At 59.7% G+C, this 18875-nt stretch carries 23 protein-coding genes; 6 read left to right on the forward strand and 17 right to left on the reverse strand.

What is annotated here, in order from left to right:
- From CFBP4996_RS14235 to CFBP4996_RS14245, 3 genes are all read right to left on the reverse strand, one after another.
- Positions 1-951 carry an aldo/keto reductase gene (locus CFBP4996_RS14235; protein ID WP_080852797.1) on the reverse strand — a complete coding sequence of 317 codons (951 nt, stop codon included), beginning with the start codon at positions 949-951 and terminating at the stop codon, positions 1-3.
- A 108-nt stretch (positions 952-1059) separates the two neighbouring features.
- Positions 1060-2043 carry a GlxA family transcriptional regulator gene (locus tag CFBP4996_RS14240; RefSeq protein WP_080852796.1) on the reverse strand — a complete coding sequence of 328 codons (984 nt, stop codon included), beginning with the start codon at positions 2041-2043 and terminating at the stop codon, positions 1060-1062.
- Positions 2043-2603, reverse strand: coding sequence for a cysteine hydrolase family protein (locus CFBP4996_RS14245; protein ID WP_080852795.1), 561 nt, complete (start codon positions 2601-2603; stop codon positions 2043-2045). Before CFBP4996_RS14245 ends, CFBP4996_RS14240 begins: the two co-directional genes overlap by 1 nt.
- A gap of 180 nt (positions 2604-2783) precedes the next feature.
- Between CFBP4996_RS14245 and CFBP4996_RS14250 the strand changes: the two genes are divergently transcribed.
- Entirely contained in the window at positions 2784-3767 is a 984-nt protein-coding gene (locus tag CFBP4996_RS14250; protein ID WP_080852794.1) for a Gfo/Idh/MocA family protein, read from the forward strand.
- Here the strand turns inward: CFBP4996_RS14250 and CFBP4996_RS14255 are convergent.
- The gene (locus CFBP4996_RS14255) at positions 3764-4135 is read right to left on the reverse strand and encodes a GtrA domain-containing protein (RefSeq protein WP_080852793.1); all 372 of its coding nucleotides are present in this window, start codon (positions 4133-4135) and stop codon (positions 3764-3766) included. The two genes, CFBP4996_RS14250 and CFBP4996_RS14255, sit on opposite strands and share 4 nt — an antisense overlap.
- Positions 4136-4147: 12 nt before the next feature.
- Positions 4148-4390 carry a hypothetical protein gene (locus tag CFBP4996_RS14260; RefSeq protein WP_020812414.1) on the reverse strand — a complete coding sequence of 81 codons (243 nt, stop codon included), beginning with the start codon at positions 4388-4390 and terminating at the stop codon, positions 4148-4150.
- Between the two features lie 189 nt (positions 4391-4579).
- Here CFBP4996_RS14260 and xseA point away from each other — a divergent pair, with 189 nt between their 5' ends.
- On the forward strand, positions 4580-6178 hold the full coding sequence (gene xseA / locus CFBP4996_RS14265; protein WP_080852792.1) for an exodeoxyribonuclease VII large subunit: 1599 nt from the start codon (positions 4580-4582) through the stop codon (positions 6176-6178).
- Here xseA and CFBP4996_RS14270 read toward each other — a convergent pair whose 3' ends face one another.
- The 3 genes from CFBP4996_RS14270 to CFBP4996_RS14280 all read right to left on the reverse strand — a co-directional run bounded on the left by CFBP4996_RS14270 (position 6179) and on the right by CFBP4996_RS14280 (position 8754).
- Positions 6179-7381 (reverse strand): mandelate racemase/muconate lactonizing enzyme family protein, encoded by a 1203-nt coding sequence (locus CFBP4996_RS14270; RefSeq protein ID WP_080852791.1) that lies wholly within the window; start codon positions 7379-7381, stop codon positions 6179-6181.
- Positions 7382-7438: 57 nt separating this feature from the next.
- Positions 7439-8146, reverse strand: a complete 708-nt coding sequence (locus CFBP4996_RS14275; protein WP_080852790.1) for a FadR/GntR family transcriptional regulator — start codon at positions 8144-8146, stop codon at positions 7439-7441.
- A 107-nt stretch (positions 8147-8253) separates the two neighbouring features.
- Positions 8254-8754, reverse strand: a complete 501-nt coding sequence (locus tag CFBP4996_RS14280; protein WP_162935940.1) for a MarR family winged helix-turn-helix transcriptional regulator — start codon at positions 8752-8754, stop codon at positions 8254-8256.
- 81 nt (positions 8755-8835) lie between these two features.
- Between CFBP4996_RS14280 and pecM the strand changes: the two genes are divergently transcribed.
- Positions 8836-9699, forward strand: a complete 864-nt coding sequence (gene pecM / locus CFBP4996_RS14285; RefSeq protein WP_080852789.1) for a 4-hydroxybenzaldehyde efflux transporter PecM — start codon at positions 8836-8838, stop codon at positions 9697-9699.
- Positions 9700-9705: 6 nt separating this feature from the next.
- On the opposite strand, the gene CFBP4996_RS14290 is transcribed toward pecM, so the two are convergent.
- The 3 genes from CFBP4996_RS14290 to CFBP4996_RS14300 form a co-directional block, all read right to left on the reverse strand.
- Positions 9706-10944, reverse strand: coding sequence for an aminopeptidase (locus tag CFBP4996_RS14290; protein ID WP_080852788.1), 1239 nt, complete (start codon positions 10942-10944; stop codon positions 9706-9708).
- A gap of 88 nt (positions 10945-11032) precedes the next feature.
- Complete coding sequence (gene ybaK / locus CFBP4996_RS14295) at positions 11033-11509, reverse strand: Cys-tRNA(Pro) deacylase (RefSeq protein WP_020812408.1); 477 nt, start codon at positions 11507-11509, stop codon at positions 11033-11035.
- Between the two features lie 12 nt (positions 11510-11521).
- Positions 11522-11869 (reverse strand): ArsC family reductase, encoded by a 348-nt coding sequence (locus CFBP4996_RS14300; RefSeq protein ID WP_080852787.1) that lies wholly within the window; start codon positions 11867-11869, stop codon positions 11522-11524.
- A gap of 237 nt (positions 11870-12106) precedes the next feature.
- Between CFBP4996_RS14300 and CFBP4996_RS14305 the strand changes: the two genes are divergently transcribed.
- Entirely contained in the window at positions 12107-12274 is a 168-nt protein-coding gene (locus CFBP4996_RS14305) for a hypothetical protein (RefSeq protein ID WP_162935939.1), read from the forward strand.
- A 178-nt stretch (positions 12275-12452) separates the two neighbouring features.
- Here the strand turns inward: CFBP4996_RS14305 and CFBP4996_RS14310 are convergent, their stop codons facing one another.
- Together CFBP4996_RS14310 and CFBP4996_RS14315 are read right to left on the reverse strand one after the other, a co-directional pair.
- Positions 12453-13169: a 2'-5' RNA ligase family protein gene (locus CFBP4996_RS14310; protein ID WP_080852785.1), complete on the reverse strand. Its 717-nt coding sequence runs from the start codon at positions 13167-13169 to the stop codon at positions 12453-12455.
- Positions 13170-13259: 90 nt separating this feature from the next.
- Positions 13260-13961 carry a methyltransferase family protein gene (locus CFBP4996_RS14315; protein ID WP_170988556.1) on the reverse strand — a complete coding sequence of 234 codons (702 nt, stop codon included), beginning with the start codon at positions 13959-13961 and terminating at the stop codon, positions 13260-13262.
- Positions 13962-14320: 359 nt separating this feature from the next.
- On the opposite strand from CFBP4996_RS14315, the gene CFBP4996_RS14320 reads away from it, so the two are divergent.
- Both CFBP4996_RS14320 and CFBP4996_RS14325 read left to right on the forward strand, forming a co-directional pair.
- Positions 14321-14899 (forward strand): TetR/AcrR family transcriptional regulator, encoded by a 579-nt coding sequence (locus CFBP4996_RS14320; protein ID WP_080852784.1) that lies wholly within the window; start codon positions 14321-14323, stop codon positions 14897-14899.
- Positions 14900-15042: 143 nt separating this feature from the next.
- Positions 15043-15531, forward strand: a complete 489-nt coding sequence (locus CFBP4996_RS14325; protein ID WP_080852783.1) for a hypothetical protein — start codon at positions 15043-15045, stop codon at positions 15529-15531.
- Between the two features lie 39 nt (positions 15532-15570).
- Here CFBP4996_RS14325 and guaA read toward each other — a convergent pair whose 3' ends face one another.
- From guaA to CFBP4996_RS14345, 4 genes are all read right to left on the reverse strand, one after another.
- On the reverse strand, positions 15571-17148 hold the full coding sequence (gene guaA, locus CFBP4996_RS14330) for a glutamine-hydrolyzing GMP synthase (RefSeq protein ID WP_003520133.1): 1578 nt from the start codon (positions 17146-17148) through the stop codon (positions 15571-15573).
- Between the two features lie 83 nt (positions 17149-17231).
- Positions 17232-17870, reverse strand: a complete 639-nt coding sequence (locus CFBP4996_RS14335; protein ID WP_080852782.1) for a 5'-methylthioadenosine/S-adenosylhomocysteine nucleosidase — start codon at positions 17868-17870, stop codon at positions 17232-17234.
- Complete coding sequence (locus CFBP4996_RS14340; RefSeq protein WP_003520131.1) at positions 17867-18316, reverse strand: PaaI family thioesterase; 450 nt, start codon at positions 18314-18316, stop codon at positions 17867-17869. Before CFBP4996_RS14340 ends, CFBP4996_RS14335 begins: the two co-directional genes overlap by 4 nt.
- A 78-nt stretch (positions 18317-18394) precedes the next feature.
- Positions 18395-18847 (reverse strand): TspO/MBR family protein, encoded by a 453-nt coding sequence (locus CFBP4996_RS14345; RefSeq protein WP_080852781.1) that lies wholly within the window; start codon positions 18845-18847, stop codon positions 18395-18397.
- Positions 18848-18875 lie beyond the last annotated feature (28 nt).

Here is an 18875-nt window from a genome sequence, read left to right on the forward strand (position 1 = left end):
TTACGCGCCCGCCTTGTCGAGCAACGTCATCATCTCATCCGTCAGCTTTAACTCGACGGCGCGTTTGAAGCTTTCGAGCTGGGAGAGGCTGGTGGCGCTGGCGATCGGCGCGGTTATCGCCTTCTTTCGCAATAGCCAGGCCAGCGCGATATCGGCAAGCTTGGCCCCGGTTTCCACTGCCACCGCATCCATGGCGCCCAGAATGGCAAGCCCGCGCGTATTGACATATTCGCCCACGCGATAGCTGCGGGCGACGCCTTCCGTATCGGCCTTGGCACGATATTTCCCGGTCAGGAATCCGGCGGCGAGGCTGTAATAATTGATGACGCCAATCTCTTCCTTCTGGCAAAGTTCGGCAAGCGGGCCTTCGAAATCCGCGCGGTTATAGAGATTATACTCCGGCTGCAGCACGTCATAACGGGGAAGATTGTTCTTCGCAGCCGTATCCAGCGCGTCCTGAAGCTGGCTTGCGGAATAATTGGAGCAGCCGATGGCGCGGATTTTTCCCTGTTCCTTCAGTTTGCCGAAAGCGGTGAGCGTCTCCTCCAGCGGCACCTCCGCATCCGGCTTGTGGGCGAGGTAAAGGTCGATATAGTCGGTTTGCAGCCGCTTCAGCGAGGCGTCGACAGCTTCCGTAATCCACTTGGCGCTGAGGCCTGTCTTCTGGCCGCGATTGTCAAAACCGACCTTGGTGACGATTACCGCATCTTCGCGCTTCACGCTCGACTGCTTCAGCCATTTGCCGATGATGGTTTCGGACTCGCCACCCTCATGGCCATCCACCCACGCGGAATAGACATCCGCCGTGTCGATAGCGTTGAACCCGGTGTCGAAAAAGGCGTCGAGCAGGGCAAAGGAAGTCTTCTCATCCGCTGTCCAGCCGAACACGTTGCCGCCGAAAACGATCGGGGCGATGGAGAGGCCGGTGCGGCCGAGGCTTCGTTTTTCCACGGGGAATGCTCCTGTTGCTGTCTTGGTGGCAAGGTAGCAACTGCTCATCCGCATAACCATTCAATTCCTTTGATGGCATTCATCAGGCAGCGGCAGGGTTTGAGATTATCAGGCCTGAAAACCGCGATAATGGCTGGGCGGGTAACGATTATGCTGCTGCCAGACACGCCGTAAATGCCGGGCGGAGGCAAAACCCGCCCGTTCGGCAATGGCTTCCATATCCAGGCGACTGTTGGCGAGAATGTCGCGGGCGAGATTGACCCGCATCAGGTTGACGTAGTCGATGACGCTGATGCCGGTATGCTCGCGAAACAGGCGCGACAAATGCCTTTCGCTGAGCGCCGCAATATCGGCCAGCCGCTCCAGCGACCAGTCCTGCGCCGGCTCGGCCATTACACGGTCCTGAACCCGGTGAATGGCGGGGTGGATGTGGTTGCGGCCGGTCATCCAAGGGGAGATTTGCGGATCGCTGCCGCTGCGCCTGAGATAAACCACCATGGTTTTGGCAATACGCGCCGCGACCGCCGGGGATGTCAGCCGGGAAACCACATGCAGCATGAGGTCGATGCCGGTGGAAATACCGGCGCTTGAGAAGCGGTTGCCATCCTCGACGAAAAGGCGGTTTTCGGCGACCTGGGACAGCGGCGCGATGCGGCGCAGCCCTTCAACGCAATCGGCATGGGTCGTGCAGTTGCGTCCGTCAAAAAGCCCGGCTTCGCCAGCCAGCAGCGCGCCGGAACAGATCGAAATGACTGTCGTATCGGGGCGCACCGCGCGGCGCAGCCATGCCGCCAGCGCCTGCCGCTCTCGCCGTGTCTCCGGATCGTTGTCGAAGCGTGATGTGCTGCCCGAGATCAGCAGGAAAGCATTTTCCGGCAGGGTCGCAGGCAAGTTCTCCAGCCCTGAAAGCGCAAGGCCGATGGAAGATTGTTGTTTGTCAGTCGCCGCAATGTAGCGGCAGTCGAAATGGATGTCCCGTTGTTCCCCGTTGGCATAACGGATCACTTCGAGCGGGCCGGCAATATCGAGCAACAGCGCATGTGGCGGCACAAGCGTATAAATGGGAATGAAGCGTGTGCCGCCCTTATTCATCAGGCGGCCTCTTTCACGGTGGCAAGTGCGTCGTCGACGGTCACGATGCGCGCGAAGCGGCCGGCCAGCACCAGCTCGGTCCGCTTGCGGATATCGTCCGGGCTGAAGACGGTGCCGGAAGCATGTGTCATCGGGAAAGTCAGCGTCGCTTCGGTGACGTAATCGACGCTGTAACCGAGATCGGAAGCGTGCCGGGTGGTGGTTTCGCAGCATTGTTCGGTACGGATGCCGGAGACGATCAACCGGTTGATGCCCTTCTGCGTCAGCCAGATTTCGAGGCCGGTGCCGGCAAAAGCCGAATGGCGGTTCTTGTGAAAGGTGACATCAGGGGTGATCCGCACACCCTCCAGCGCCCGGATATAGCCGCTGCCTTTTGAAAAGGCCCGGTCGCCATCGACATGGAAGATTTGCACGACGGGAATGCCCGCAGCCCTTGCACCGTCGATCAGTGCCTGCTGCTTCTCCAGATAGGCGGCAAGCTCGCTTTCTTCGAAGTAAGGGGCGTGCCGAAAGGATTCCTGAACGTCGATGACAAGCAGCGCTGTATGAGAAGAGGACATTTCATGTTTCTCCATTGGGTTCATGCATAGCATAGTTCCTCTTATCCAGCTCAGAGAAAAGCTGGCATTCCGACAAAGACAGGACAAATTCAGCCATACCTTGTTCTGTCATGCATCTGCGGCTTGCCAGACCGTGTGACGATGGTAAGTTTCCGACTGATGGCAGAGCGGGAGAATGGAATGCTGCGCTTCGGAATAATCTCAACGGCGAAAATCGCTCAGGATCACGTTATTCCGGCGATACAGGATGCGCAGAACTGCGTGGTCAGCGCCATCGCCAGCCGTGACCATGCCAAGGCGCGCGCGGTGGCGGATCGTTTTTCCGTGCCCCACGCCTTCGGCTCTTATGAGGAGATGCTGGCCTCGGATGTGATCGACGCCGTCTATATTCCGCTTCCGACCTCGCAGCACGTGGAATGGACCATCAAGGCCGCCGATGCCGGCAAGCATGTTTTGTGTGAAAAGCCGATTGCATTGAAGGCAGAGGAGATCGACACCCTCATCGCCGCGCGTGACCGCAACCGTGTTATCATCTCGGAAGCTTTCATGATCACCTACGCGCCCGTCTGGGCGAAGGTGAAGGAATTGCTGGCGTCCGGCGCGATAGGCACACTGAAGCATGTTCAGGGCGCTTTCAGCTATTTCAACCGCGATCCCGGCAATATGCGCAATATTCCCGAACTGGGTGGCGGCGCCCTGCCGGATATCGGCGTTTACCCGACCATCGTTACCCGCTTCGCTACCGGCGCGGAGCCCCGGCGCGTACAGGCCACCGTCGAGCGCGATAAGGAATTCGGCACGGATATCTATTCCAGTGTCAGGGCCGATTTCGGCGATTTCGAACTGAGTTTTTATCTGGCCACACAGCTGGCCGCCCGTCAGCTCATGGTTTTCCATGGCACTGAGGGGTACATTGAGGTCAAGTCTCCCTTCAACGCCAATCGCTGGGGTGCGGAAGAGATCGAACTGACCAATCAGGCCCATAACCAGTCGCAAATATTCCGGTTTCAGGATAGCCGCCAATATAAGCTGGAGGCGGAGGCCTTTGCCCGTGCGGCGAAGGGCGAGGGCGACGTGGTTACGCTGGAAAGCTCGAGAAAGAACCAGCTTTTCATCGACGCTATCTACCGGGCAGCGGAAAAGGATGGCTGGGAGACGGTTTAGTCCTGATCTTGCCGTTGCTTTTGAAGCCGCCAATAGCCGTAAAGCGCAAGCGCCAGTGCTGCGATTATTGAAAAGGCAAGCGGGACGAGCGGTTGCACGAGAGGATTGCGCCATTGCAGCAGGGCAAACAGGCCGACACTGACGATACGTGAGGTGAGTGTGACGGCATTCATCAGAAAGCTGTTCAGCCTGGCCGATGCCTCACCATTTGCACGGTTCAGCCGCCAGCTTGTTGCAAGCCCCGTTGCTGCGCCCGGCAAACGGGCGGCCAGCGGATCGACACCGAGATAGAAAATAAGCAGACAGGTAACGGCAAGGTCGGCGGCCAGTCCGCAAATCTCGGTCAGCGCAAAGCGGGGAAGCCTCAAGACCGTGGGCTTTTAGAGGGTTGGCTGGGTGGAACGCGGGCGCTGCAGCACCAGAAGGCCGAGGACGACACCCACGACACCGAAATTGTAACCGGCGAGCGCCAGAAGCAGCGACATCAAGGGCACGGCCGTAGAAGAAAGTGCAATCGCCACGCCATAGGCGCCGATAATCATCATGCAGATGAAAACGATGCTGAAAACCGAACGAAGCGCAACTGCGGTTACGCCGAGCGCTGTGGCGGTAAGAAAAATCATGATGCCGCCTCCTCTTTGGTTGTCGGGCCTGGGGCAAGACGTAACGCCGTTTTCCCTAACGAACCCTTGTTTCCTCCTCCAATCCCCATTTTCCTAACTCGTTAGTTGAGGATATGGTTTCATCGCCGTTAAAATGAGGCTGGCCGGCGCCGGCATTTCCGAATCGACGGGTTTTGGTTACAAACGGGCATGAGCGATATCTTCTCCCACGCAGCATTGAGCAATCTTGCCGAGTTCTCGGTCTCCGAACTGTCGGGTTCCATCAAGCGCACGGTGGAGACGGCTTTCGAGCAGGTGCGGGTGCGCGGCGAGATTTCCGGTTATCGTGGGCCGCATTCTTCAGGACACGCCTATTTCTCGCTGAAGGACGACCGCGCCCGTATCGATGCGGTGATCTGGAAAGGCACCTTCTCGCGGCTGAAGTTCCGCCCGGAAGAGGGCATGGAAGTCATCGCCACCGGCAAGGTCACAACCTTTCCCGGCTCATCGAAATACCAGATCGTCATAGAAAGCCTTGAGCCTGCCGGCGCCGGTGCGCTGATGGCGCTTCTCGAAGATCGCCGCCGGCGTCTGGCGGCGGAAGGGCTGTTCGATGCGGCTCGCAAGCGCCGGCTGCCCTTCATGCCGCATGTCATCGGCGTCGTCACCTCGCCCACAGGCGCTGTCATTCGCGATATTCTTCACCGCATTTCGGATCGCTTTCCGGTCCATGTCGTCGTCTGGCCGGTCAAGGTGCAGGGCGAAGGTTCGGGCGAGGAGGTGGCGAACGCCATTCGCGGTTTCAACGCGCTTCAGCCCGGCGGTGAGATTGCGCGGCCGGATGTGCTGATTGTCGCGCGCGGCGGCGGCAGTCTGGAGGACCTCTGGAGCTTCAACGACGAAATCGTCGTACGCGCTGCTGCCGAAAGCGAAATCCCGCTGATTTCCGCCGTCGGGCATGAAACCGATACGACCTTGATCGACTACGCCGCCGATGTGCGTGCGCCGACCCCGACGGGGGCCGCCGAAATGGCCGTGCCGGTGCGGGCGGAACTGGAAGCGCAGCTCTCCGGCCTTGCCGCGCGTCTTTCAGGCTCTGTATCGCGGCAGATGGACAATCGCCGTCAGGGCGTGCGGGCGCTGGTACGCGCGTTGCCGTCTCTCGATCAGCTTCTGGCCCTGCCACGCCGCAGGTTCGACGAGGCCGCGAGCGGTCTCGGGCGTGGACTGGAATTGACCACGCTGAACAAGCGCCGCGCCTTTGAACGGTCCGCTTCGGGTCTCAGGCCGGAAACCCTGCTGAACGGTCTCAAACAGCACAGGCAACGGATTACCGAGCGCATGCATCGGGCCGAGACCCTGGTGGAACGCCGTCTGCTGCAGGGAAAAGGCCGCGTCGATGCCTTCGATTCCGCGCTGCGTTCGCTTCCCGCCCGGCTGCTCGGCCAGTTGGAGCGGCAGAAGGAGCGGGTCGTCACCGGCGCGCGCCGGGCCGATACAGCCATATTGCACCGCATGGCGCAGAACCGCGCAGGCCTTGCCGCCCATGACCGCATCCTGCAATCGCTGTCTTATAAAAACGTGCTGAAACGTGGTTATGCCGTAATCCGCGATGAGGAGAACCGGCCGCTGACCCGCGCTGCCGCTGTCGCTTCAGGTGCTGTGGTGTCGATGGAATTTGCCGATGGCCGCGTCTCGGCCATCGCGACGGGGGAGGGCGCGCCATCCCCTGATAGCCCCGTAGTGCCAAAAAAGAAGCCGGCCAAACCGGCTTCTTCCGATCCGGGCAATCAGGGCAGCCTGTTCTGATCAGATCGATGCCGCATCCGAAAAACGGCGGCTGACGGTGAAGGTCTTTTCGATATCGGGATGCAGTTCCATGCCAAGGCCGGCGCCCGGCGGCACGGTGATCATGCCATTCTTCACCTCAGGCAATGCGGTGACAAGATCGCGATACCAGGTCTTGTAGAAGGCGCGCACGCTTTCCTGCACCAGCGCGTTCGGCGCGTTGAGCGACAGATGGGTGGAGGCGCAGAGCACCACCGGCCCGGTGCAATCATGCGGGGCGACTGGCAGATGCCAGGCTTCCGCCATCGAAGCGATCTTGCGCGCCTCCGAAAGCCCGCCGCACCAGCTGATGTCCAGCATTACCACACCGGCAGCACCTGTCTCCAGCAGATCGCGGAAGGCCCAGCGGGAGCCGAGCGTTTCCGAGGCGGAAATGGGCGCAGGCGAAACGGCGGCATAACGCGCCAGGCTGGAAAGACTGTCCATCTTGATCGGGTCTTCATGCCAGAAGGTCTGGTAGGGAGTGAGCGCCTTGGCGATCTGCATGGCGGGCAGAAGTTGCCACATGGAGTGAAACTCCACCATGATATCCATCTTGTCACCCACCGCCTTGCGAATTTTCTCGAAAGGCTCGAGCGCGTTTTTCAGTTCCGGCATCGAGATATATTGCCCGCGCGTCTTTTCCGCCGCCGCATCGAAAGGCCAGATCTTCATGGCCGTGATGCCGTCTTCCAGCAGCGAATGGGCAAGCTCGTCAGCGCGGTGCAGGAAGCCATTAAGGTCGTCGTAATCCTTGCCGCTGGAGAGGCCGTAATTGGCCGTCTGCTGCCCGGTGGCCTTCTTGATATATTCGGTGCCCGCGCAGGTATTGTAGGTGCGGATTTCCTTGCGGCTGAAACCGCCGAGCAGCTGGGCGATGGGCTGATTTGTGGCCTTGCCGAAAATATCCCACAGCGCAATATCGAAGGCGGAATTGCCGCGCACTTCCGCGCCCGATGAACGGAAGCCGAGATAACCGACGAGGTCTTGCGCCAGAAGGTCGATCTGCAGCGGATCGCGCCCGATCACGCGCGGGGCAATATATTCATGCACATAGGTCTCCACCGTCTCCGCTCCGAAGAAGGTTTCGCCGAGCCCGGTAATGCCCTCATCCGTATGGACCAGAACCCAGAGCAAGTTTGTCCGTTCCGCCACGCGGACGGTCTCGAGTTTTGTGATTTTCATGAAGTGTCTCCTCCTCCAGAGGCAGGTCGTGTTCCGTCTGGAACGGTGTTTGAAAAATCAGGCGATGCCGGCTGCCAGAAGCGCGTGCACGCTTTCATCGAAATGCCGCGCCATCAGTGTTGAAGCCGTTTGCGGATCGCCGGCGGCAATGGCCTGTCCGATGGCGATGTGAAGCTCGCTTGCGGCATGGCGCTGCGCATCGGATGTGCGGCTTTTCCAGCCGATCGGCCATGTCTGGCGCGTCACGTTCTGGAAAGCCCCGAGAATGAGTTCGAAAACCGGGTTCTTGGAGGCCCTGGCAACGGCGATGTGAAAAGCAAGGTCGTGTTCCATGACCTTGTCGTTGTCGCCGAAATCCCGCTCCATATTGTTGGCAAGGTCGAGAATGGTGAGCGCTTCAGCATCCGTGCGCCTCAGTGCCGCCAGAGTTACGGTTCTGACTTCGATTGTGCGGCGCACATCGTAGATCTGCTGGATGTTGATCTGTTCGGTGTGAATGCCATGTTCGAACATCAATGACATTGCACCGTGATCCAGCGTTGCCACCGTCGCGCGCTTGCCGGCACTCACGTCGATCAGCCGCATGGCCGAGAGGGACCGGAAAGCCTCGCGAACGACGGTGCGGGAAACGCCGAGTTGCTGTGAGAGCGAAAGCTCGCTGGGGAGCTTCGCTCCCGGTGCAAGTTCGTTTTCGCGGATATGGCGGGTGATAGCGCCGATCGTGCTGCTGACGAGACCGGATTCATGCGAAATGGCAGTTAACATTTTTCCTCCAACCTGTAGTACAGGTTTATGGAAAATTGCTTACAGGATTTTTGGGAGCGAAACAAGCGCCATCACGGAGCCATTGTGTGTTTGTCGGGCCGAAAAGCCTATTCTTCAAAGTCCCGCAAAAACCGTTTCAGCAGCCGGTTCAGCGTCACGCGCTCTTCTTCGCTGAGACCAGCGACCAGGCGATGCTGGTTTTCGACGTGAGCGCCTGCCGCTTCCTCGACAATGGCAAACCCCCGTTCCGTCAACGATATCAGGACGCTGCGCCGGTCGTTCGGGTTATGGATACGCTCCACCAGCCCGGCTTTCTCGAGCTGGTCGATCCGGTTGGTCATGGTGCCGGAACTCACCATCGTCATGGCCAAAAGATCGCCGGGGGAGAGCCTGTAGGGTGAGCCGGAGCGCCGCAATGTCGCCAGCACATCGAAAGCGGAAGAGGAAAGCCCGTGCTTCAGCAGCACCGCCTCCACCTCCCGGCCGAGATGGGTGGTGAGACGGTTCAGGCGCCCGAGCAGCCCCATGGGGCCGACATCGAGATCGGGTCGCTCCCTGCGCCATTGCGCCAGAATGTGATCGACGTGGTCCAACGGTTCTTTGCTCATCACCAAGGCATAACAATTGATGTCTTGACGTCAAGATAAAATCGGCTAGATAATATTTATCTTGATGTAGAGATTCTTGAAATGAAGAAAAATACGACCTATGCCACCAATGTGCTGGTGACAGCCCTTGCCCCCGCCATCTGGGGAACCACCTATTTCGTGACGACCGAATTTTTGCCGCACGGTTATCCCTTTCATGTCGCGATGCTGCGCGCATTGCCGGCCGGCGTGCTTTTGCTGCTTTTCGTGAGAAAGTTGCCGCACGGTATCTGGTGGCCGCGCAGCTTCATTCTCGGAGCGCTGAATTTCTCGTTCTTCTGGGCGATGCTTTTTGTGTCGGCCTATCGGCTGCCGGGCGGCGTGGCGGCGACGGTGGGCGCAGTCCAGCCCCTGATCGTGATTGGGCTTTCCCGGCTGTTTCTCGCGGCGCCCGTCCGGCCGCTGGCCATCGCGGCCGGTTTTCTGGGCATTGTCGGCGTCGCGCTTCTGGTTCTGGCGCCGGGCGCTGCGCTGGATGGTATCGGTGTGGCGGCAGGTCTTGCCGGTGCCGTCTCCATCGCTTTTGGAACGGTGCTGACCCGTAAGTGGCGGCCGCCGGTGTCGAACCTCACGTTTACCGCCTGGCAATTGACGGCGGGCGGCCTTCTGTTGCTGCCGGTCGCCTATTTCCTGGAACCGGCCCTGCCGACGCCGACAGCGGCCAATATTCTCGGCATGGCCTATCTGGGACTTATCGGTGCTGCCCTGACCTATTTTCTGTGGTTTCGCGGGCTTGCCCGCATCGAACCTTCCGCCGCCGCATCGCTCGGTTTTCTAAGCCCGGTCGTTGCAACCCTGCTCGGCTGGCTGGCGCTCGGCCAAAGCCTTACGCCAGCGCAGATCGCCGGTTTCGGTGCGGTGCTTTTCAGCATCTGGCTCAGTCAGCGCAGCCAGTTGCCGAGATAGGTGTCGTCAGGCCCATTCGCCCTTGCGCATCACCGGAACCGTGGAGCCGTCCGGCTTCACACCGTCAATATCCACCTTGTCGGAACCGATCATCCAGTCGATGTGGATCAGGCTCGAGTTACCGCCCTGCGCCTTGATCTCATCCTGCGACAGCGAAGCGCCGTCGAGGAAGCATTTCGAATAGCATTGGCCAAGCGCGATGTGGCAGGAGGCGTTTTCATCGAACAGCGTATTGTAGAACAGAATGCCGCTTGCCGAGATCGGCGAGGAATGCGGCACCAGCGCCACTTCGCCGAGACGCCGCGCGCCCTCGTCGGTGTCGAGCACCTTGTTCAGCACCGCTTCGCCCTTCGAAGCCTTGGCTTCGACGATGCGGCCGGCTTCGAACTTCACCTGGATGTCGTCGATCAGCGTTCCCTGATGTGAGAGCGGCTTGGTGCTGGAGACGTAACCGTCGACACGCAGCGCATGCGGGGTGGTGAAGACTTCTTCCGTCGGGATATTCGGGTTGCAGGTCACGCCATTCTTGGCGGTGGAGGCGCCGCCATGCCATTCATGGCCGTCCGCCAGGCCGATCTTCACATCCGTACCGGGACCGGTGAAATGCAGCGCAGAGAAGCGCTCGCCGTTCAGCCATGCCGAACGTTTGGCGAGATTGGCATTGTGCTCGGCCCATGCCGCGACCGGATCGGCCAGATCCACCCGCGATGCGGCGAAGATGGCGTCCGCGAGCTTGCGGACCGCTTCGTCTTCCGTCACATCCGGAAAGACCTGCTTTGCCCAGGAGGGGTTCGGATAGGAGATGATGTTCCAGTTGATGTCGAAATTGGAAATCTTCTCCAGCGCCGGCTTGTAGGCCGTGGAGTTGGCCTTGTTGGCGCGGGCTACCTTGGCGGGGTCCTGTTCGGCCAGCAGCATGGGATTGTCGCCGGCAATCGCCAGCCGCGCCGCGCCATTGGCATAGGCTTTCGCCATGCCTTCGTAGAGCCAGCCGGAAGCCCGGTCGAAATTGGCGTCGCTGGCGTGGCGATAGCGGGCAAGCGTGGTTTCTTCGTCGGAATAGAAGGTGGTGACCAGTCCGCCACCCGCCATATAGGCGTGTTTGGTCAAAAATCGCACCAGCGGCAGGGCCGCCAGCGGTGCGGTAATCACCAGATCCTGATCCTTCTGCAATTGCAGGCCGACCTTGACGGCGACTTCGGCCAGTTTTTCGAGTTTGACGGGATCGATGGGGGAAACGGTCATGATCTGCCTTCGTCTATTTCAATAGGAGGCGCCGACCATAGCCCATTCCTTCCGAAAGCCAAATGCTTTCAGGCGCGCCTCCTGCGCTTCAATCGGCGACCAGCGGCGCGGCAATCGCCTTCAGTGCGCTTTGCGCATCGCGGGGCGAAAGCCTCACCTGCAGGCCACGCTGTCCGCCATTCATGTAGACATAATCATGCGCCATGGCCCCGGCCTCGATGGCCGTCGGCACCTGTTTCTTCTGCCCGAAAGGGCTGATGCCGCCGACATGGTAACCGGTGGCCCGTTCCGCATCGGCAGGCTTCATCATGCTGGCGGATTTGCCACCGAAGGCGGCGGCCAGCTTCTTCATGCTAACCTCGCGATCCGAAGGGACAACGACGCAGACCGGCTTGCCATCGAGTTCCGCCATCAGCGTTTTCAGCACCAGATGCGGTGGTTCACCGATCGCCTCGGCCGCCTGCAGGCCGATGCGGTCTGCATTCGGATCGTAGTCATAGGTAACGGTGGTGAAGGCAACGCCGGCCTTGGTCAGCATCTGGGTGGCACGGGTTGTTTTGGACATGGCGGGCTGCGTTCACGCAAAAAGGGTCTGGTAGGTTTCAGGTTTGAAACCGACGGTTATCCTGTCCTTCGCTTCCAGCACGGGACGCTTGATCATGGAGGGCTGTTCCAGCATCAGCTCGATGGCCTTCTCACGGGTGAGATCGGCCTTCTGGCCGTCATCAAGTTTCTTGAAGGTCGTGCCGGCGCGGTTGAGAACCGTTTCCCAGCCCGCGGCATCGCACCATGTTTCCAGATGGGCACGGTCGATGCCGGCCGCCTTATAGTCATGGAAAGAATAGTCGACATCGTTGGCTTCCAGCCAGCTTCTGGCCTTCTTCATCGTGTCGCAGTTTTTGATGCCGTAAATTGTGACCGTCATGCCATCTGCCTCTTCGTCTCTAAAAGCACTTCCGGCATAACAAAATATCCGTCTTATTCAACCCGCCTGCTGAAGTGCCCTGCGCATATACCCGGTTCCGGTGCTTAAGCCATGCAAAATCGCAATAGCTGATATCCAAACGAGCGCGAGCAAAGCTGCATGGCTTCCCTGCTGCATCATGAGTTGTAGAACGGGCCGGAAATGCCCATTATCTGGGCATCAAAGATGGAGAGAAAAATGCGTCAGGTTGCAAAGACATCGCGTAACTTCTTCGGTGAAACTTTCGCCGTTCTCGGTGCAGCGCTCTCGGTTTCGGCCGCTGTTCGCGCACATCGCAAGCCCGCCCGCGCCGATCTCGAAGCCCTCGGCATCGACGGCAAGGCTTTCGACACGGTACAGCTCTAAGCTGGTCATTATCCGTTGCGAGGCGATAGCGCCTCGCTTGCGCTCGGGATCGATAACCGGATCGGTTTTCGGCTGGCGCTAAAAGCATCGGATTCGCACAAGAAGGTTCCGCATAGTTCCCAATGGAGAATGCGGAAAAATTGTCGGTATCAGAGCGCTATGCCGCTTCGGGTGCATGTTATCGCACCGACGCCCTTTGTGTCGGCCGTTTCGAAGGTCCGATCACTTTTTCCGGCAAATGTAGCTGGCTTTCAGGCCGTTCATAACGCTCCGCTTTCGGCGAGAGTGCGAAGCGCCCAAGCAACTCATGCCGTGTTTCGCCATTGTGGCTGAAAACGAGTTCGAAGCTCCCCGCCAGCCAGCTATAGGGTTTGTCAGCCGGCATCAGCTCAATTTTCCCGCAGCCGTAGATCACGGTGAGATGCGGCGTAAACGACGATGCGGCGACATAGGGCAGGTTTGCCCGCCGCAGGGCGCGCTGCACCATTTTCGCCAGAGCCTTAAGTTCCTGCATCTCGCGGCTGCTGCGTAGCGCCAGACTGTTGCGATTGCCGAAAAGCAACGTTCCATCGAATGTGATCGGCACGGGCCGCGCCTTGATCTCCCCCAGCGCTGCTTTCAGCCTTTCTACCAGCCCATGAGGCACGGTCTCGAAACCTCCGATACAGAGCAGGGTTATATGCAGAAGCTCCGGCGGACAGGCCTCACGCTTCGTCCGCCCTGCGGCATGGCGCGACGCATCGGCAAAAATTCGTTCCGCCAGGGCTGCCGGCGGTTTCACCGTGATCAAGAGCTTGCTGCTAAATCGCGGATTGAAACGCCGTATTTTCTCCGGCTCCCATCCTTCGAAGAAAAGCTGCCTTAAGCCTCCTTCATCTGCCAACCCGAAACCCATAGCGATGCTCCACGGCCTTTGCCCGGGCCGGGATATTATCACCAACGGCAACAATTAAAAGAACAAAAAGAGAACGAAAACATTAGGTGCTTACCAGATGCCGGGAAATAGCCGATAGCGCCTTTCACGGGCATAATCAGCATAACCGGGCAATTCGGCCTGGAGCAGACAATCTTCCCGGCCGGTGCGCAGGATTAGCAGGGCGATGGCCAAGGCGGCGGGGAGCAGAGCCACCCAGGAACCCAATGCGAGCGGTATGCCAGTGAACATGGCGATTGCGGCCGTGTAACCGGGGTGGCGCACGATACCGTATGGGCCCGACGTGATCACCCGCTGTCCGCGCTCGCTTTGGATGCGGACACCCGGCTCGAAGAACGGATTGACGGCCTGGGCCCATGCCGTAACCGCAATGCCGCCGACAAGCAGGATATATCCGAGCAGAATGGCCCAAAGTGGCACGACGGACCATCCCATCCGGCCGGCGTCGAGTGCCGCAACCGGGATTTCAGCGGCAAAAGCGAGAAGGATACCGGTGACGAGAAACAGGTCCCATGTCTTGGTCCCCGGCTGGAACCGGCTGCGCGCGTGGAAAATGACCGGGTTCACACGCGCCAATACCAGTGCGGAAAGGCCAAAGGCGGCGACGACGACCGCGAGGAAAACCCAGCCCGGACACCAGCCGATCCGGCCCGCAGGCAGAAAGATCAGGGCCATCAGGCTGAGCGGTGAAATAATGGCGTAAAGGATCGCGGCGCCGCGTGACATTGGCTTCGGATCGACATCGTGTGTCATCGATGGGCTCCTCCCATTGTCCTTTGCAGGCAAATGTAGCCTGTCCTAACGGACTGCATGGCATTGGCTAAAGCCATGCCGGACCGACGGGTGCTCTGCAAAGGATGGTCGAAATACTGGCGAAAAAGGGCGCAAAGTCAAACGTGCAAGCGGCTTCGTGGCTCGTCAACCGCACGACACGAGTTTCTGGACCGGGACGATGCGGCCTCGGTTCGGGGCGTGGATTAGCTGCCATCGGCCTTGGAATAGGTCCGCCATATCCGTCACGCGCACTCGGTCTCCGGCACGCTCTTGTCAGCGGTCATAGGCTAAAATCGCCTGGCGTTGACATTCTACCTACTAGTTGGTAGGTAGTTCTCATGAAAAATCCACAAACCAAGGCCGATGAAATCCTCCGTTGCGCACGCTCCCTGATCATAAAGGGCGGCTACAACAGTTTCAGCTATGCCGACATTTCCGCCGTGGTCGGCATTCGCAATGCGAGCATTCACCATCACTTTCCCGGCAAGTCCGATCTGGTCCAAAAACTTGTCGCTCAATACAGGCAGGAGGCCGAAGCCGGTATCGCCGAACTGGAGCGAAACATTTCCGACCCGCTCGAACAGCTCCGCGCCTATATCGGCTATTGGGAGGGCTGTATCGCCGAGGCCACTCATCCCTTCTGCGTCTGCGCTCTGCTCGCCAGTGAAATTCCGGTTCTTCCTGAAACGGTCGCTCTTGAAGTGCGCGCGCATTTTCGAAATCTCTCCGACTGGCTCACCGCCGTTCTGGAACGCGGCGTTGTCCACGGGCGCCTCGTGCTGAGCGGGACCGCCAGAGCGAATGCTGAAATCTTCATGGCCACCGTGCACGGCGCGATGCTCTCTGCCCGTGCCCATGGTGATGCGACGACTTTTGGCGCAATAACCCGCCCCATGCTGGAGCGCATGACCGCTTAAAATCGGAGTTTCGGGAGGGAGCTCGATGCATGACCTGAGCGGCACGCCACCGAAAAAATAGACCGTATTAAGCTGGCAGATTTGTCGATGACGGTCTGCTTCCCGGACCACCACGTCCTTCTGGACGAGAAAGGCAATCTCTCATGTTCGGAATTTCTCCGCTCGGCTGGATCCATACGCTTGGAAGCCTGCCGGCCATTCCCGCCGCCATTTACATGTTTGCCCGCCACGGTCGAATCGTTCCCCGATCAGCGCTAGGCACCCTCTATCTTGTCTCCATGCTGATCGGCGCTGCGACGGTCTTCCTCGTGGCGCATCAGCCGATCAGTTACGGCGTTGGCGTCCTGACCATCCTGTTCCTGCTCGCAGGTTACGGCATCGAAGGTGTTCTGGGTTCAACGCGCATGGCCAGATATATCGAAACCATCTGTCTCAGCATCAGTGCGTTTCTTTTGATGGTCCCGACGGTCAGCGAAATCCTGCGTCGTGTTCCAGACGGCCAACCTCTGGTTACGGACCTGAAATCGCCGCTGCTTCTCGGCGCTCAGGCAGGGTTGCTGGCGATCCTCGTGGTTGGCCTGACCGCCCAGATCATCTATCTCGCACGGCAAAACAGAAACGCCGCGAACTAGTCGCGGCGCCATCTTTATAGGACCTGTCGAGTATAGTCCTTATTCCCACTCGATCGTGCCGGGCGGCTTGCTCGTCACGTCATAGACGACGCGATTGATGCCGCGCACTTCGTTGATGATGCGGGTTGCTGCGCGGCCAAGGAAATTCATGTCGTAGGGATAGAAATCCGCCGTCATGCCATCCACCGAGGTCACGGCGCGAAGCGCGCAGACGAAGTCATAGGTACGGTAATCGCCCATGACGCCCACGGTCTGCACCGGCAGCAGCACGGCGAAAGCTTGCCAGATGGTGTCGTAGAGACCGGCCTTGCGGATTTCATCGAGATAGATCGCATCCGCCTTGCGCAGAATATCGAGCTTCTCACGGGTAATCGCACCGGGGCAGCGGATTGCCAGGCCCGGACCGGGGAAGGGGTGGCGGCCGATGAAGCTGTCCGGCAGGCCGAGTTCACGGCCGAGCGCGCGCACTTCATCCTTGAAGAGCTCGCGCAGCGGCTCGACGAGCTGCATGTTCATCCGCTCGGGAAGGCCGCCGACATTGTGGTGGCTCTTGATGGTGACCGAGGGGCCGCCGGAGAAGGAGACGCTTTCGATGACGTCAGGGTAAAGCGTGCCCTGCGCCAGGAAATTCGGTGCGCCCTTGCCATCGGCGGCGATCTTGGCCGCTTCGGCCTCGAAGACCTCGATGAACAGGCGGCCGATGGTCTTGCGCTTCACTTCCGGATCGGAAACGCCCGACAGTTCGCCGAGGAACAGGTCGGCGGCATCCACATGCACCAGCGGAATATTGTAATGGTCGCGGAACATGCCGACGACCTGCTCGCTTTCGCCAAGCCGCATCAGGCCGTGGTCGACGTAAACGCAGGTGAGCTGGTCGCCGATCGCCTCATGGATGAGGATGGCCGCAACCGAGGAATCGACGCCGCCGGAAAGCGCGCAGAGCACGCGGCCGGTGCCGACCTGCTCGCGGATCTTGCGGATCATTTCGGCGCGATAGGCCGCCATCGTCCAGTCGGATTTGAGCCCGACGATCTTGTGCACGAAGTTGGAGAGCAGCTTGCCGCCGTCAGGCGTATGCACCACTTCCGGGTGGAACATGGTGGAGTAGTAGTGGCGCTTCTCGTCCGCGGCGATGGCGAAAGGTGCATTCTCGGAGGTCGCGATGACCTCGAAACCTTCCGGCAGCTTCGTCACGCGGTCGCCATGGCTCATCCAGACGGGATAGCTCTTGCCCTGTTCCCAGAAGCCTTCGAAAAGCGGGCTCGCCTTTTTGATGTCGATATCGGCGCGGCCGAATTCCGCCGCATGGCCACCCTCGACCACACCGCCGAGCTGCGTGCAGAGCGTTTGCTGGCCGTAGCAGATGCCGAGGATCGGAACCTTGCTGTCGAACACCGCCTGCGGTGCGCGCGGGCTTCCTTCCGCCGTGACAGATGCGGGGCCGCCGGAGAAGATCACGCCCTTGGGCTGAAGCTTCTCGAACGCCTCTGCGGCATTCTGGAACGGATGGATTTCGCAATAGACCCCGGCTTCGCGGATGCGGCGCGCAATCAGCTGCGTCACCTGGCTGCCGAAATCGATGATGAGAATGCTGTCGGGATGGGCTATCTGGGTCATGGCGAGCCTTTAAAGAAAATGGCGGCTTTAGGCAACCCGGAAGCGGGCGTCAAACAGCGGAAATTTGCGAAAATCGCAAGGTTTCAAAGGGCGATCGCACCGTCTTCGATGGCGCGGCAAAGCCTGTCGACGGCATCCGCCAGCTTTTCATCGATGATGTGCAGGTACTCCGTCCAGTCGTCCACATGGTTCACATCCACCTTGCCATCGGAAATGCCGCGCAGACTGACGAGCGGTATGCCGAAGCGCTGGCAGGCCCTTAATACCGCAAAGGTTTCCATTTCCACCATATCGGCGTCGATCAGCCCGTAGACCTCGCCCGAAACGACATTGGCGCCCGTGGAAAGCCGCGCCTCGGCAATTTCAGGTATCCGCAAAGGCAAAGCCACTTCTGCGGGCAGATCGAGCAGCGGCGTGCAGCCCTTTTCGAAACCGAAGGCGGAGGCGTCCATGTCGCGATAGGAAACCGAAATCGCCTGATAGACGCCGGTTTGTTCCAGCGTCCGCGAACCGGCGGAACCGAGCGAAACGACGAGGTCGGGCAGGTGATCGGCCGCATCGAGACCGGCAAGAACGCCTGTGACGGCAATTGCCGCCTCGACCGGGCCGATACCGGTCATCAGCGGCGCAATGCGTGCCTGAAGATGGGGACCGTATTCGGGGGAAGCCGCCATGACGAAGAGGACGGATTTATCCGCAACATGCAAAAGCCGGTAGCTCATCCGGTAATATCCTCGCGCCCCTTCACCACCATCATCGTGCCCGTCATGGAGGCGATCAGCTTCGCCGGTCCGTCGGACAGCGCATAGGCGCGGCCATCGGCGACGATCAGGTTGTTGCCGGGCTTTATGATCTCGCCGCGAAACAGGAACCGCTCGCCGCGCCCGGGCGACATGAGGTTGACCTTGAACTCGATGGTCAGCAGCGAGGCTTCCGGCTCGATGATCGTATAGGCGGCATAGGTGCAGGCGGTGTCCAGACCGGCGGCGATGACGCCGGCATGCAATATGCCGTGCTGCTGCGTCAGCTTTTCATGAAAGGGGAGTTCGATTTCCACCAGCCGGTGTTCGATACGGCTGATCTCGGCGTTAATCGCCTGCACCACGCCCTGCCGCGCAAAGCTTCTTTCTATCCGCTGACGAAAATCGCCGGGATCCGTGATCTCCATGGCCTACCTGCCTGCTTCTGCCTCATCGCAAACTGACATGGCGTGTGGCGGCAGGCAAGGCAAGGGCGGTGCGGGGATTTAGTTCAACATGCCGATGCTTGCGTTCAACACCGTGGCAAAGGCGACCCACACGGCATAGGGCACGAAAAGCCACATGGATATGCGGTCACGGCGGTAGGTGAGCGCCACAAAGGCGACGATGCAGATCAGCATCGGAATGATGATGATGAGTGCACCCGCCGGGCTTTGCATTCCGAAAAAAATCGGAGACCACAGGAAGTTCAGCACCATCTGCGTGAACCAGAGCCGCATGCGCGTTCCCATCGGCTTGCGGATCCATGTCCGTGCGCCGGCAATGCCGATCAGCACGTAAAGCGCGGTCCAGATGGGCCCGAAAATCCAGTTGGGCGGATTGAAGAAAGGCTTCTGCAGCGATTGATACCATTCGCCGGGCACATTGTTGACGCCAATCAGCGCCCCCACGGCAACAACAGCAACCACAAAAACGACATAGACGGCAAGGTTTCTCATGATCCGTCCAATGCGCCGGCCGGGCTTT

Origin of the sequence: Agrobacterium leguminum (assembly GCF_005144435.2) — a bacterium.
GTDB lineage: Bacteria > Pseudomonadota > Alphaproteobacteria > Rhizobiales > Rhizobiaceae > Agrobacterium > Agrobacterium leguminum.